This window comes from Acidovorax sp. KNOB132 (assembly GCF_057541515.1).
Genome location: NZ_BAAJYT010000016.1, coordinates 1 through 15,934, shown reverse-complemented (window position 1 = coordinate 15,934; position 15,934 = coordinate 1). Strand labels below are relative to the sequence as shown.

General features: G+C 60.0%; 8 protein-coding genes. 2 read left to right on the top strand and 6 right to left on the bottom strand.

Annotated features, from left to right (window positions below; genetic code table 11):
• Positions 1-2: 2 nt before the first annotated feature.
• The 5 genes from AC27IO_RS04690 to AC27IO_RS04670 form a co-directional block, all read right to left on the bottom strand.
• The gene (locus tag AC27IO_RS04690) at positions 3-896 is read right to left on the bottom strand and encodes a protein kinase domain-containing protein (protein WP_498737567.1); all 894 of its coding nucleotides are present in this window, start codon (positions 894-896) and stop codon (positions 3-5) included.
• Positions 897-1,392: 496 nt separating this feature from the next.
• Positions 1,393-2,211, bottom strand: a complete 819-nt coding sequence (locus AC27IO_RS04685; protein ID WP_498737565.1) for a DUF262 domain-containing protein — start codon at positions 2,209-2,211, stop codon at positions 1,393-1,395.
• Positions 2,208-7,622 carry an FtsK/SpoIIIE domain-containing protein gene (locus tag AC27IO_RS04680; protein ID WP_498737563.1) on the bottom strand — a complete coding sequence of 1,805 codons (5,415 nt, stop codon included), beginning with the start codon at positions 7,620-7,622 and terminating at the stop codon, positions 2,208-2,210. Before AC27IO_RS04680 ends, AC27IO_RS04685 begins: the two co-directional genes overlap by 4 nt.
• Entirely contained in the window at positions 7,616-9,151 is a 1,536-nt protein-coding gene (locus AC27IO_RS04675) for a hypothetical protein (protein ID WP_498737562.1), read from the bottom strand. Before AC27IO_RS04675 ends, AC27IO_RS04680 begins: the two co-directional genes overlap by 7 nt.
• Positions 9,148-11,022 carry a hypothetical protein gene (locus AC27IO_RS04670; protein WP_498737560.1) on the bottom strand — a complete coding sequence of 625 codons (1,875 nt, stop codon included), beginning with the start codon at positions 11,020-11,022 and terminating at the stop codon, positions 9,148-9,150. Before AC27IO_RS04670 ends, AC27IO_RS04675 begins: the two co-directional genes overlap by 4 nt.
• A gap of 468 nt (positions 11,023-11,490) precedes the next feature.
• Here AC27IO_RS04670 and AC27IO_RS04665 point away from each other — a divergent pair, with 468 nt between their 5' ends.
• Both AC27IO_RS04665 and AC27IO_RS04660 read left to right on the top strand, forming a co-directional pair.
• Positions 11,491-12,492, top strand: coding sequence for a site-specific integrase (locus tag AC27IO_RS04665; RefSeq protein WP_498737558.1), 1,002 nt, complete (start codon positions 11,491-11,493; stop codon positions 12,490-12,492).
• A 241-nt stretch (positions 12,493-12,733) separates the two neighbouring features.
• Positions 12,734-15,112: an AAA family ATPase gene (locus AC27IO_RS04660; protein ID WP_498737556.1), complete on the top strand. Its 2,379-nt coding sequence runs from the start codon at positions 12,734-12,736 to the stop codon at positions 15,110-15,112.
• 493 nt (positions 15,113-15,605) lie between these two features.
• On the opposite strand, the gene AC27IO_RS04655 is transcribed toward AC27IO_RS04660, so the two are convergent.
• A complete protein-coding gene (locus AC27IO_RS04655; protein WP_498737554.1) occupies positions 15,606-15,761 on the bottom strand; it encodes a hypothetical protein in 156 nt (51 codons plus the stop codon).
• Positions 15,762-15,934: the final 173 nt, after the last annotated feature.

Genomic DNA, 15,934 nt, shown 5'->3' with positions numbered 1-15,934 from the left:
GGTTAGCTCAGCTCATCAATCGCCCGAATGACGGCCTTGCTGAACTGGCTTGCACTTTCATAGCGACGATTTAGGGAATGCTGCAACGCTTTTGAAACTGGCCCGAAAAGCCTTTCTGCCCCTGTCCAATCTTCCCGGGTCAAGATTCCGCTGGGATGTCGGCGGGTGACAACCCACCAGAAGACCGCGGCCAACTGAAAGACATCCGAGGCCGAACAGATTTCCTCTTGCAAGCCCACGGACCGATTGTTCGCTTCCGGCGAAAGCCAAAAACGCGGCCCTGGAATTTCACCAATTCGGGTGAGGTCCTTCCCCTCATCGTCCCCGACTGGTTCGCACAAGCCAAAGTCGCTGATTGCCCATCGCTCGCCTACCACTAAGATGTTGTCAGGCTTAATGTCTCGGTGTATGGCGTGCTCGTGCAATATCTCAAGAGCACCAACGAGCCCGCGAAATTGAGCCTGGTAGATTTCCTGCGCGACAGGACCGTTTGAGGCTGCAAGAAACCCACGAAGAGTGTTTGACGCGCGCTCCATGATGAAGAAAGGCATGACGCTCGGAACGTACTGGCGCCTTCGACGGTCGAAAGAAAGGCTCTCCGCCACCCCACTCGCCACAAACCTGATCAGGTGGTCATGACGCGTTGCAGTGAGCTTTTCGATGATGCGCGTCTCAAGCTGGAACCGCGGCAACCGATTCGCGTCTTTCGAGCTAGCCAAAAACTTGATGGCATAGATGGTTCCGTCGCGCTCGTCCGCGCACTGGCACACGACCGCATTGCCCCCAGAACCGATTTGCTCTTCCACGGCGTAGACATGGCCGTCGGAGCCCTTCACTCTCGAAGGAACTCTGAAACCCTGCTTGCCGAAGAGAACATCTACATAATCGCGGCTCATGTCAAATCAGGGGCTGTTGAGCGTGCCCGTGAGCAAACGTGAGAGAGGCGTCCGAACTAGGTGCTACGATCACACTCCATTGGCCTGGGCTTATGCACCAGGTATGCAAGTGGGATGCGTTGTGGACTTGAAAGACCTCGCTATCCTTTTTCCACCCCACTGCAATCGCCTCTGTTCTCGCCACCTCCTCATTGCAAACACCGCACGAGATCACCGAAGGTTCGCCGAATGGACCGTGATTTCCAGTTGCGAGGCGGTAGAACAGCGTTGCGCCATCACCAGTGGGAGGACGCCGGAAATAGGAGCCTCCCAAAATTGCCTTCAAGAAGTCCATCCGCCACCGTCTGCTGCCATGAGTGTTGGCTTGCGACACGCATTTAATTGCGTAGTCGCGGCAGTCGGGAGCAGGAGACTCGGGCGCTATCAAAAAATCAAGCATCCGGAGGTCCATCTTCAACGCCCCGGCGTTAACCCCGTCAAGAGAACCGCCTTCGGCTCAAAGTTCATCAATAGCCAGAAGCAGTGAATAAAAATCTGACTTCTGTTTGAATCGCGTAGAGCTGATTGGTCGGTCAGGCGGAAACAGAAGCGCTAGGTCATTAAGACATGCCAGAAAGCGCGCTTCGGTGCTTCTCACCTCGGCTTGGTCCCAGGCCGTGTATTTAAGGTAATACGAGTCAAGCGTCTCTCGCTTCTCTTGCGGACCTCCAATCAAACCTGCCAGAAGCTCGGAGACGAACTCCACGTCAGCGAAGCGCCGCCGATTGGCGACGCTAAATATCCTGCCCGCATCCAGAAAGTCATGCGCGGCCAAATCTTCCGCAAGCTCAAGAAAGGCCCCGGGATAGTCGGCCCGCCTGAGTTCCTGCTTCGTCAACGGAACCGCATATTTATTCAGGCGGGAGTAGGTCTCTCTCAATTCATCATCTGAGAACCCAATTGCCTCATTGAAGTCAATTCGATATTGAAGGAATTCGTTGCGAACGTCTTCTGAAAGCTGTGAAAACGCTAGTCCTTTATGCTCTCCACTATAAGGGGCTTCAAGCGAAAACTTATCTTCCAAAAACGCGAGTATTGAGCTGATGCGCTGCTGTCCATCAATGACAATTCTGTATACCTGACCATCACGAATAGTAGAGGAAACAAATGCCTTCGGCATAGGGATAGCTCGCAGGATTGTGTCCATGAGCATGATCTTTGCCGCATCGCTCCATACTTCATGGCGCTGAAAATCTGGACGAATCTCCAACCTTCCTGTCCGCTGCCAATCGCGAATGTCAGAAATTGGATGGGGGCTTGAATTCCACTTTTTCATTCTGACCTCTTCGGACTGATGTTATCGAGCCGAATGGCTTGCACCGCCAAGCCAATCTCATCGTCTGACAGAAACGGAGCCTGGGCAAAGACAAGCCCCTGTTCTCCGTTGAGCTTCGCTGCCATGTGTCCACGACCAAGGAGCATTTCGGCTCCTGAACGGTCAAGCGCAATCTTCGAGGTCGCCTCGCTTGCGACTTTGAGAATCAAACGGTTGCCCAAGTTCTCTCGCAACTGCATGGGCATCACATCCTTGTCAGGACGCTGAGCCGCGAAGATCAGGTGGATGCCTGCGGCCCGCGCCTTCACCCCAAGCCGTTGCACCGCAGCGCCCACCGCGCCCTTATAAGCGTCGTCGAGCATCCAATCGGCGAACTCGTCATGGATCAAGAAAACCATCGGTAAGCGAAGATCCGGCGCCGCTTTGGCGTTGAATGTGGCCAAGTCCCGTGCTCGCGCTTGGGCAAACGCCTTATAGCGGCTCTCCATCTCCTCGACCAACGCGTCCAACACCTCGGTTGAGCGCTCTTTGGTGGTGATGATGGCCTCGCGCATGTGGGGCAAGTCTTCCAAGGCCGCATAGTCCACACCCATCTTTGGGTCGATGAGGATGATCTGCGCCAGCTCTTTGGGATTGGTCGCTGCGATGTCCAACAAGATTGCTTGGATCAGCACTGACTTTCCGCTGCCGGTGGCGCCAGCCACTAATGAATGCGGCTCATGCGACGACAGGCCACAAAACTCACCACCGAGGTTCAAGTAGAGCAGCGATCCATTGATCTCTTGAAGGCCGAGAACAAATGAGGTGTTGATACCAGCCACATTGCGATTGAGCTGCCGCTTAGCCCAAAGGTCCCAAAGCGACACGGCTTGCCGCTTGGAGCCGGCAATCGTCACCACGATCTCGCCTGGTTTGGGCTGAACCGTCACCAGGTTAATGGCGTGCGTGGTCAGCAACTGCGTGCGCTTGGCTTCGATGTCCTCGACCCTGAGACGATCCGAACCTGCCAGACGCACCAAGCAGCCGTTTGGTGTCATCCGCGTGCCCAGCACGGCAGCCTGCAGGCCGTAGCTGTTCAATGCGGTTTTGAGCTTCTTGGTTGTTTCCTGCGCCCACGCTTCGCGCTCGTCGTCCACCACGGCGAGGCCGGCGTGCTTGGCAACAATCAAGGCAGACAAATGCTCGCCCACCGCCGCAGCAACAGGTGTTAGCGCAGTGACGGCTTCATCTTGAAACGAAGGAGCCGCGGGCTTAGCTCCTGCGGGAGCGGTCGCTGTCTGAGTCTCCGGCGCCGGGGGAGCCGATTCGACTGCGCCCGAATCATCCTGCTCCACTGCGTCCTGCTGGCCAAGCTGCTCCATCAGCGCGTGCCATGCCACTCGCGCGGCGGGCCGACTGAATGAAGCCGATTTCCAAGGCTCTGATCCACCGAGCTGCGCGCGAACGGCGGTCGCGCCGGCTCCGGCCGCATAGGCCTCCACCAGTTTGCGCAGCTCCGACCGGTCGAACACCTCCTGCCAAGCCTGGACGCCGTCAGTGTTGTCGATCTCGACTTGCTCAGATGCCGATTGGGACTGGCCCGCCTCAGTCGAGTGGACGAAGACATGCGAGTAGCCTCGCAGCGCGATGTCCACATCGCCTTCGCGCAACTTCGCGCGCGCCCGTTCGAGCAGCCCTGAGAGGCCAGGCGGAATCTCGGCATCTATCAGCAAATCAGCCAGGCGCGAAAGCCACACGTCCCGGTCAAGGCGGCCAGGATCGCCAAACAATGCGGCCCGGAATGTGGTCAGCGTTGCCATGAGCTGGGCTTTTGACGAGCGCTTGGCCTCGGCTGAGCCCTCGGCGGCAACATATTTGGACTCGACCACAGCAATGCGCAGCCGAATCCCATCATCGACCTCTTCAACACAAAGGGCCAAGATGTCGGCGATGCGGCTTTCGCGCTGGGCCAGCCAATCGGCATAGTCGTCGAGCAGGAAGAACACGCAAAACGACTGGTCTGCGTTGGCCTGCGCGGCAAACTCCTCGGCAACCAAATGGCGGCTTAGGACCAGCCCCAGCATTTCGCCAGCGGACACCCCGCGCTTGGCGGCGCGCAGGACGATATCGCCGGAGACCGACAGGGCATCTTTCTTCATGCGGGCGGCTACGGTGTCGAGTTCGTCTGAGCCCAAAGAAAGGCCCAGCTCGCCGAGGCGGCGGCGAATCAACACGCCAAGCAGGCGCAGCTCGGAAGTCGAGCTGACGATCATGTTGCGGCCGTTGGTGGAGGCTCGGCGATACCGAACGACCGTGATGCCGTTGTGCTGCAACTGCCGCTTGTCGAGCAGCTCGTCATAGGTGGCGACCCACTCGGCCAACGCATGCGCGTCGTTCATCGTCGAAGCCAGCGCCTCGTGCTGCAATGAAATGCGGCGGGCAGGCAGGTAGCGGCTTCCGACGGGAGCGTCGGTCTGGCGATGCACCGCCGCCACCGCGCCCACATAGGCCCATCCAGAGGCTGTCTGCCACGGGCAAGTCAGGAAGGTAGTTGATTTGAGCTCGTTCTCGCCAGAGACGCTGCGATAAGACCAGCGCGACGGAGCGTGCTCTAAGCTGGGCCGATCGTTGGTCCAATCCACGGGAAGCCACTCCTCGACCGCCGTGCGCGACACCACGTCGTGCAGGAAGGCCACGTCAAAGGGCTTGAAGCCGCCCTCGCCTTGCCCCGGCGTGGCCGAGGCTGGCGTCACCGCGATGCGGAGCTTGGAGATGAAGTTATCCGAGGTCTCGCTGACCACCGGCAGGTCGGGGTCATCGCCCGCCTTGTTGACCAGCTCCGCATAGACGCGACGCAGCTTGGCCGGGTCGCTATGCCTGACCGACACGCTGCATTGAAAGTCATCTTCAGCTTGCAGCCCAGCGAGCTCGCGCACGGTGGCCAGCGGCAGCTCGGCCGCGTCGGCGTTGTAGAGCAAGACGCTCAGATTGGCAGCCTCGTGGGGCTGCAGGCCAATGTATCGCTCCAAGAGCTCACGCGCCTGCTTAGCGGCGGAGGTCGGATCGACATCGGTCATTGAGTCCTCTTCGCCGCGGACCGGCCGCTCAAGCAAGCTATATCCATTGACGGTGCTGCTCTCGGCGACCAATAGCGGCTCGCTGCCTCGTTGCATGACCGCGATCTCCGGATAGAAAGGGTGCGCCAGCTCCTCGGAAAACTCCCGGAAGAAGATGTCGCGATGCCCAAAGAGCACGCTGTCGCTGTTCAGCAAGTGGGTCGCCAGGCCAGCTACACGGCGGGTCTTCACCGCCAACGCCTTCATTCGCTCAGGGTGCCATGGCGGGATGATCAGCGACGGCTGCTCGCCTGAAATGCGGGCGGTGCCAATGGAGAGCACTTCGGCCACCAAGCGGGCGCGGCACACATCGCCGCGAGCATGCACCCTCAAGGCGTTGAGCAGCGCAGAGAACGACTCGGCCTGGCGCAAGACGGATTCGCCTTGCAGCCCCGTATCGATGAAGTCCTTCATCGCCAAGATGTAGTCGGCCTCGAAGGCATCCCATGCCGCGCGCAGCTCGTCGCGCTGCTCTTTGGTCAGACGGCCCTCGGCCGCAAGCTCCTTGATGCGGTCTTTGATCTCGGCGCGCAAGCTGCGAAGCTTGTTGGCCGGCGGGACCAGCGAGCCGGCATCGCGCGAGAAAGTGGCTTCAAGCGTGCCTGTGTCGAGCAGCGAGACGCTTTGCACGCCGCCTTTCTTGCTGACCAAGCGACGCGGAACCTCTGTGCAGCCGACAGCGCCCTTTTCCAGCAGACGGCGCATGTCCGACACCAATGCCAGCCCGATGGACTCGGGGCGGTAGCTCCACACAAGCTGCGTCTTGTCGATGACCGTCTCGCGGTCGCCGACGCGCTGCACAAGCGCCACGTCGAACTTGATCTGCACCGCATTGCGAGCCAGCGAAGAGACCGGCTTGAGAGTCGGGCCGCGAAGCTCCCTCTCCTTGGCGAAGAACTTCTCGTAGTGAAAGAGCGGGTCGGGAAGGTTGCCCACCCCCATGCCCTTGACTTCCCACTTCACCCGCGAGCCCATCAGCTCCTGGATGCCGCGATACATGGCCGAGAAATAGCACCCCACGTCATGGTTGAAGCGCGTGCGCCACTCGGTCCTCCCTTTGTTGACAGTGAAGCGCAGGAACCGCTCGCCAGCCATGTCGTCGGCGCCGGCCAATAGATGGTGGGCCACGCTCGCGAAGCCGTCGAGGAAGTCAGTGCACTCGATGGCCTTGCCGAAGATCGCCTTTTCCCAGCGGGCATGGAGCTGCCGCGAAGGCTCCATGAAGCGCCGGTGGAGCTCAAAGAAAACCTTGTCGTCGTCGTTCCACTCGGAGCGCTTCTCACGCGCCTTGAGGTCTTCAAGGTGCCGCTTCCACTTCTCATCAAGGGCTTCAGCATCGTCGCAGTCGTGCTCGAAGAATCTCAGCGTGTGCTCGGCAAGGCCTTGGAGCTTCTCCTTGGGCTTGTCAAAGATGTGGCAAACACCGTCGGTCTCCCACTCGAGCTCGGCCACGTCGGCCGCGGACTGGTTGTCGCCCATCGGAGCGTTGATGAAAGCCTCCAAGGCGACGCGGGCGGCGTCGGTGATGTTGGCCGCGTTGTCATCCAAGCGTTGGCGCATCTCGTCGGGGTCCAGCAGCTGGCCATTGGGCCGAAGGCGCAGCAGCAACGGCGCGCGGTGCGCGAAAAGCTTCTCGAAGGCCTTGCGCCAAGGCTTGTAAGACGCCCCATAGGTCTTCGCGCTGGCGAAGAACGAGGTGTCCCTAGGCAGCCCCACCTTGGGCAGCGACCAACCGATGGCATCGCGGATCGGCAAGCCACGCGTGGCCGACATGGCTTCGGTGATGTGGGAGCAGAAGTCGCCGAGCTGCACGAGGGAGAGGTCGTTGGAGAAGATCAGGCCCTTGAGGGCCGAGCGGAACACCTGGCGGTCGTCAGGCACCGGCGCCATGCCGGCGACATGGCATGTAGCGTTCACCCACGCTTCCTCATTTGCGCGCAGCTCTTTGGCGCCCAAGGCGGTGACGTGACCGAGGGTGTCGGCCAGGTTGTGCTCGTTGCCGTTGGCGGTGAGGATCACCTCTTTGCTCGTCTGCGCGTTGTTGCGCACGAAACCGGCGTTGTGTTGGATCAGGGCCTCGGGCGGCAGACCTTGGCCTTCGACCAAGGCCTCGGGAATCATAAGATCGACGCGGGCGGCGAGGTCGTGATTGGCGAGGACGGCGCGCGCAACCGAAGCGACTTGGGACGAGGACAGCTTGTCGAGGCGAAACAGCGCCGCCGAATCCTGCGCCGAGCCGTCGGCCTGCCGAGCGTCATTGATGCGCTTGGCCAGGATGTCAGCGCCGACGCGCCCAATGATCCGATCGGTCAGCAATTTTCTTCTCCCTTGAATCCAAACGGGTTCTCCACGAACGAGCAGGAGTCGGACAGCCGACGCACGAGCCCAAGTCCAACCAGTCGCGCTTCGAGGTTGGCGCGGTTCTCGCTGAGCACTTCCTGGTCCACCTTCTTCTCCGCGACGAGACGCGATCCTTCCGCGTCGCCAATGACCATCCCATAGCGCCGCTTGGCCTCGGCCAAGAACTCATCGAACTGCATCCGGTCGTCGACGATGGCCACCACCAGCGTCTTGATGAGCCGGTCGTTGGGGGCATAGCGCGTGCGTCGCGCGAGGCGTCTGGAGCTCAGCCCAATGGCGCGCGACCATGACGCGTGAATCTTTCCGACGTGCTGCTCGTGGCGGGCGGTGGCCAACTCAACCAGCCTCTCGATGAGCTTGTCGCCAGACATGCGCGTGTAGTCGGCTTCGTCATCCGAATCTGCCGACGGCCACTGAAAGAGTTCGCGCATGACGCTGGCTTGCGCCGCGTCGGGGTAGTCCGACTTCGAGGCCACCTCCCACTCGGGCAACAGGCGGGCTTGCTCAATGGACGCGCGAACAGCTTTTGCTGAGAGGCCTTGGTTGAGCTGATAGCTGTCGCCCGACAGAGCCCGGATCTTGGTGCGTTCTTTGGAGACTATCTCGCAGACAAATTCGACGGGCTCGGCGTCGCCGGCTTGGATCTTGGCCTGCTCCAAGAAATACAACAGTAGATTGAGGCCCGTCGACGCGATCAGGTGCTCCAAAGCGTCGTAGATCGGCATGTCCTTGGCCAAGATCGCCAGCCAATCCTCGCAGAGCTGGTCAAAACGAGGATGGGACGCGTGGGGCAGATAGCCCACGTCGCGCGAATTTGACGCAAGCTGGGGCTCACCTTGCAGCGCGCGCACCAAGCGATTCATCGGCGCCGCCCGATTGAATAGGCGGTGTGACAGCTGGGCACCAAGCTCTGGGCCGCGAGCCGCGCGGCTGAGCATGAGATACAGCAGCTCGCCCGTGCGGGCGAAGAATCGCCTGTCGTTGCTAGCGCCGCCCGAGTCGATCCGCAAGTCCTCAAACAAAGCGTCCGGGCCGAAGGGAAAGACAAACTTGGAGCTCCAGCGCTTGTTGCTGCGAGCCTCGAACGCTGAGGAGCGCAGCAGCTCGATGGCCTTGGCGAAGTCGTCGAAGCTGGAGAACGCCTTACGCAGATAGCCCATTTCCTCATCGCCAAGCTTGGTCGCGTCCTGGGCGAACAAGGCGCTCCACTCGCGCCACTTCTCATCATCGGTGAGGGACCGCTCGCGGATCGCCTCGACAAAGGGATTGTTGAAGAGCAGGCCGCGCAAGCGAATTTGATGCTGCGGCCGGTATCGGACTTTGTCGCTGGGCGTGGCAACCAACGGGCTGTCCAAGTTCGACCCCAGCACGCCCAGGAACTCCAGCACCGTCAAATGCGGCAACTGCTCGTCATACAGGCGGTGCCCCCAAATATGTTCATCGACGGCGAAATCGACGCGGTCGATGTCAATGCGCTGCCTCATTCCGAAATCCTCACGGTGATGGGCCGAGAGAACCCGTGGCCGCCTTGTTCAATATCGATGAAGTTGAGCGTGAGCGATCCACTGTCGGCGCCGGCCTCCTCGTCGTCGTCCTGCTGGCTACGTCCCCGGATAAGCTCAGCTTTGCGCAGCAGCTTGGCCTTGAACGCCAACATGTCCTCCAGACACTCGTTGGAGAAGCTGCCTGGTAGCGCGCCTTCGGCCACCCGCGACAGGAACTCGAAGCGCACGGGCGTGAGATCGAAGGCCACGGAATTTCCAGCGCCTCGAGCCAGGGACACGTCTAGACAGGGGCGACCCGCCTTCGCCTCGAGTTTGACCGCCATGCCCACGCCATTGAGACGGCGCGAAGGCGCCTCGGTATCGCACAGCACGCTGACGCGCGACTGCGTGAAGCCGCCGGAGCTGGCGACAAAGATGCGGTCCACGTTGTCGATCAAGAGGCCCGTCATCACGCGATTGAGGCCTCGCACCAGCCGGCCGCGCACTGTCTCGGCGACAGGCTTCTTGTCAAGCAATGCCGCGCGCATCTCCAAGTATTCGCCAGCGAAGCGGAATACCGTCATCGACCAGAAGGGGTAGCCCTCCTCGCCCGGCGGCAGCGTGAAGAAGAGGCGGCGGCGCTGCTCCTGCAGCAGGTCCATGAAGTCGGCGGCTCCACCGTCGATGCGGGCGGCCTCTTCGCCTTCAAGATACTTGTCCTGGGCGCTCAGCAGCCGTGGCGTGGCGCCGTAGACCGGGTCGCTGGCGATCAAGCGGGCAAATGCCGGCGCGAGCTTCACATCGTCCTTGCCGTAGACCAACAAGCCGTCAGCTCCGTTGGTGGTCTCATCGCCCACGCCGAAGGCCGCCATCGCTTTGAAGACCGGCCGTTCGGCGAGGCGCCGCTTGGGCAGGTTCGCGCCAAAGGCGTTGCCATAAACGCTGCCGCGGTCCACGGCCCCTTGCTCCTGAATCAACGCGACCTCGGCGCAGGACATCAAGCCGTCCTTAGCGTCGCGATGGCCCAAAATCATGTTAGCGCACAGAGCGAGCAAGTCTCGAACCGGCAAATGCTGCCCATTGAGCCTGGCAATCTCCACCAAGTCGCCCAGCCGACGTCCGAGCTGCGCGCCATCCCCAGTCCCAAGAAGCCGTTGGCGGTTCTCATAGATCGGGCACACCTTGTCGCCCGATTTCAGCGAGCACCGGCCGCAGTTGTCCCATTCGGCGTGCTTGGCGACGGCGGCAACCACCTCCTCGAGCGCCATGCGGCCCACGCTGCGGCTGAGGTCGAAAACGGCCAGGCGATCTGGCTCTTGGCCCGCCTGCAAGAAGAACTCCTGCAGCGGCTTGCGCAGCGGGTGGCTGCGCCCTTGCCTGCGCCCAAGGTCGCGAAGCCGGTCGAGCACTTGGCCGTGGTTGGCCGCCAGGATAACGATCTCGCTGTCGTCGCCCTCGAGCACCGACTTTTCGAGCCGCGCCAGGGGAGCGTCGCTTTCCTCGCCGTTGAACTCGCTGAGGTCCTTAATGAAGACGGCCAAGCGGCCGTCGGCCAGGCGATGCTCTTTGATGTTGCCCTTGGCGGCCCACACGCGCGGATCGCCGCCCATAGAGGTCCAGAGCGCGCGGCAGTGGTAGGTCTTGCCGTCGCCAGCCGTGCCCGCGATCAGCATGGAGCCTGGCTTTCCTGAGGCCACATGCGCCTTCATCGGCTCGAGCATCGGCGTGCTCAGCGCGATGGGCTGCACCTTGGCCCGGCCCACTGCTCCGGCCACGTATTCGTCGAACATCGTCAGGTTGTTCGGCGTCGGACCGTAGCTGCGCAGGAAACGCACCCAAGCGCTTGATGGCGGAATGCCGATTTCGGTCACTCCTGTGTGCTGATCTGACAACTGGCACCCCCCAAGAAAGAACAGTAGTTACATACTTTCCTGTTGGAGCATAAGCTAGGACAAGGCTATTTTTGCAAAGAACAAATCGCCTTGTGGACCTTTGGCAAGCCGGTTCGAAATACTCCAGTTCGATGCATTTCAGTCCCGTTGTCCACAGGAAAATTTCCTGAGACAATCGTGTGGATGAAGCGATTTTTTTTCTTGCTCCTTCACATGGGCGGTGCTATCAAGCATCCAATCTCTCTAGTATCAGAGATGCCCGCATGACCTCTTTCTCATCTACCGACCATTCATGCGCAGCTTCGCGGCGCGTGTATGTGCTGTCGGTTCTTTCTTCCATTTTAAGGTAGCGATAAGACACAGTTATCGACTGCCAGATAACCACCAAAGCGGCCCCTTTCGCGGGCCGTTTTTTATTGTTTTTCAAACCCGTCCATAGGACTCACCATGAAGAAAATTCGCACTCCACTGGAGGGCGCTGGCGCAGCTTTGTCTGCTCGCAGCACCACTACATCCAACCGAACACCGCAAACACCGCCAGAGGGCGTTTTGAGCGTTTTATCGGCCACCGCCGAGCAGTTCATAGCAGCCAGCCAGTCGGCAGCTACGAAGCGTGCGTACGCCTCTGATCTAAAACATTTTTTTGCCGACGGTGGGAGTGTTCCAGCCAGCCCGACTGTTCTCGCCGAATACCTGGCCCGATGCGCTGAAAAATTGTCAGTTGCCACCTTGGAGCGACGAGTGACAGCAATCCACAAGGCGCACTTGGAAAAGAAACTGAAATCACCAGCCCGCAGCGAAACTGTGAAGCGCGTGATGCAGGGCATTCGCCGGACGCTGGGCACCAAGCAGCGGCAAGTTCGGCCGATGGTCAAAGACGATCTGCTGGCAGCGTTGGTGATGATTGATCGGCAGAAGATGCCCATCAAAGCGGCACGTGATCGAGCCTTGCTGCTCATTGGGTTTGCGTCGGCCATGCGCAGGTCTGAGCTTGTGGCTGTTCAAGTGGAGCATCTCACGCACTTGCCCAGCGGGGTGGACATTTTCTTACGATCCAGCAAGACTGACCAAGAGGCTCAGGGCCGCACAGTGTTCATCCCACACGCCAACGGAGAGCGTTGCCCAGTGCGTGCCCTGATGCACTGGTTGGAGGTTTCTGAAATCAATGAGGGGTTTGTGTTTCGCGCCGTCAGCCGCCACGACCGCGTTGCACGGCATGGTTTGTCTGCACAGTCTGTCGCGCTGGTGGTGAAAGCGTCGGTCGCGCGCGTGGGCGGTGACTCGAAGAAAGTCAGCGGCCACAGCCTGAGGGCTGGCTACTGCACCAGTGCTGCGGAGAAGGGCTTGCAGCCATGGCAGATACGGGAACAGACAGGGCACAAGTCGGATGTGACACTCGCGAAATACATACGCCCAATAGCACGAAGAAAGATTCCGAGTTTGCTTTGATGGCTCAACTCTTGCGCTCGCCCCATCTTCAATTGGTGACGTGCAGAAATCCCCACGCCCCAGGCTTGCAACGCCAAACCGCAGACGGGGCAGCACTGCGCAGCGCCACTATCACCAAATCCAAGTACCTCAGGGCGTAGCTAGTCCTCCATAGCCCGGCCCCGAGGCGGTTGGAGCTGCTGTGCCAAAGCAATCGGCAACATACTGGATACTTTGAACCGACACAGCGTTTCCTCCGTTCATGGCCAAGTTCTTTCCAACACTCGATCACTCGGAATTCCGCAGCAAAGGCGAATTCACCCTCTTTCAGGAACTGGCGGCACTCGACGATGGGTTCGCCGTCATCCACTCGCTGCCTTGGCTGCGAGGCAAGACCAAGCGGGTGTACTCGCAGGAGCTGCAAGAGTACCTGCGGGTCTCCTTGGCGAGGAAGCATCTGTCCGGCGAGGTGGACTTCGTGATCCTGCATGCGGAACTGGGCATGCTTTGCATCGAAACGAAGTCGGGTCTGTACAAGCCTTTGGGCTTTCGGTTCATCCACGAACGTGACGGATACGAAATCGATCCCCTGAATCAGGTCAAGGACAACACCTTCGTCCTCGACGAGATGCTGCGGTCGTGGCAGGTGAAGTGCCCAGTCGGCTACGCGGTGCACTTTCCGGACTTCGATCTGGAGAGCTCGCAGATCGCCAGCGCGTACGTGCCGCTCGACCGACCGCTCCCCGACGGCATCCTGATCCTGCAGAAACATCGTCGGGACATGCCCTCGCGCATCGTGCAACTGATGGCGCACTGGAAGGCCGCACTGAACTACGGCAACCAGCACGAATTTAGCCGTGAGATCGATCGATTCCTCGGGGCCGTCTGGCCGCGGGAAGCCCGGGACGGGCATCTCGGACGTAAGATCGTCGCGGACGGCGAGTTGTGGCTTCAATTGGACGACAAGCAGGCGAATCAGGTGGCCTTATGCCTCGACACCGATCGGAGGCTGATCGCGGGGTTCTCGGGCAGCGGCAAGACGCTCATTGCGCGTTCCCTTGCCGAGCAGTTCGCGGCCCGGGACCTCAAGGTGCTCTTCCTTCTGAAGAACCGCCAGATCACGCAGAAGGTGGCCCTTCAATTGAGCCATCTCGGCCGGTCGGTCACGGTTCAGACCTTCCATTCCTACTGCGAGTCCCTGGGCACGCGGAACAGGGACGGCACCGTTGGCGAGCCCAACTATGACGAGCATCACCTGGCCCTGCGTGGGAAGGTGGATCACCAGTACGGGGTGCTCATCGTCGATGAGGCCCAGGCGCTCAACGAGGCCGATCACCTGGCACTGCGCGACCATTTCGCCAACGCGCGCAAGTTCGTCTTTGCCGATGAGCTCCAGGTGCTTCCTGGTATCGAGAAGGGAAGTTCCTATCGATTCCTGGAGGACACCTACGACGAGCGATTCTTTTATCTGGCGACGGTCTACCGGAATCCCGGAGGCATCACTCAGACGATGATGGAGATGCGGCCACCACGACATGAGGTGAACTGCCCTCGCCCGATCTCCAGCAAGGACTTGTCCAGAAGCATCAGCAGGGATGTCTCCAAGAGCATCCAGACCCTAACGGCGGAGCTCTCGAAGGCCGGTGTCATGGCACAGGACATGATCGTGCTCAGTCAGTTCTCCTGGTCGCTTGAGGGGATCGATGTCTCTCGATCCACGATCTCGGCGTATCGAGGCATGGAGAAGCCCGTGGTCGTCGTCGTGGCGGGCTTCGACATGGACGACACCACATTGGCTTGCGCACTCGGGCGGGCCACCACGCGCGCTTACATCATCGTACCCATCGAATTGCTCGTGGGTCTGAGCGGCGTGAAGTCGGATTTCCTGCGCAAGGGCTTGGAGAGGAGCGATCGCGCAAGGGTGCTCGATCAGGATGCCTGTGATCCTGACCCGCGATTCATCGCCAACAAGGTGCCGAAATTCGCAGGTGCAATCGGAAGGCACGAAATCTTCGGCGGAGGATTTTTCTACGCAAGTCGATGGAGGCGATGGGTATATGAAGGCGGCACCCGGTGGACTAACCGCGGAGTTCAGTTCTGGGGTTGGTGGCTCTCACTATCAACAAGCCTTTCCATCTCCGGGATCGATCAGGTGCGCAACGAGCCGACCGACTGCTATCTCCACCCTTGCGCCGAATGCGACACCACGACACCGCATGACGCGCGTGGCACATGTCTGACTTGCCTGGCCTTGCCATTGGACGAGGCTAGGACCTCAGCGATCGTTCTGCAGGCGGCCGAACTGGGTGTCGTGCGATCGAGTACGCGAGGGCAATCACTGATCAACGTGGCGGCATTGGTTGGCGATTTCGAGTTTCCGCGCTCGAATGACACTGTGCGTGGGATGACCGAAGTGCCTGTTCTGACCCTCGCCACCACGATCGTCGAGTTTCGGATGCGCCGCGGGGCGACAGTTGCCACAAAATCCCAGATTGGGCAATGGCTGCAAGAAGTGTTGGTGGCCAGCGAATTGGATGACTCCATCGAGGGCCTCGCGGGCCGCACGATCAGCAGCTTGTGCGGGCAGAAGCTACTGGTGAAGATCGATACCGGTCGATACCGACTGACGGATTCTCAATAGCCCTTACCCGATCAGATCGCGGCCTCAAGCCTTCGACAGGTCTGCGTCCTTCAACGGCAGTTGACCGATCCCTTTATCCGTGGCGGCAGCACGGCCGGTATGGCAGCCGAGGCGTTTGACGCTACTTTGTTCAACTTGCTGAGCGTCAGACTACTCGCGCGATGGCCGACGCCATCAACGGCAGCGTCGTCATCGTCGCTGCCGACCTCTGTATCAATCTTCAGCGGCGATGAGCGTGGGTAAGGAGGTTCGAACAAGCAGTCGATGGCGAGTGGCCGTTCCCGAGCGGTAGCGCCAGTTTGCGAACCTCGCTGACAGCTGACTTCTCCGGCCGGGCTTGTGTATCGGGGGTTCTGCTTCCTGGCGCATTTATGCACTCGCACTACCCGCCATGAGAGGCCATCAGGTTTTGGCTCCTCAAAGACTGCTTTCAATAAGTAGCCTATTGAGCCATCGACCTAAAACTACCATTGGACTAATGTTCAACCTCGATTCATTCGGCATGCAGCGATTCCAGATCGAAAAATTTCCCCTCCGGGATAGCAAGTTCGACATCTCCATCGACCTGTGGTTGCGTCTCAAGATTCAAAGCCCATTTCGGAATAGAGAGATCGTTAGAGATGCGCTCTTTAATGCGCTCCGGACTCATTTTCGTCTACGAACTAACCACTTTATTCTGAGTGCCTGGGGCGATATCACGCAGCAGGTTCCTCTCCCTCGAACAACGATAGAGATAGCCTCAGGTGTTGCCGGCGACGGCGAGATCGGGTGTTAGCCTGTTGTGCATCGACCGCAACCAGTGCAACGGGCCTTGATGTGATG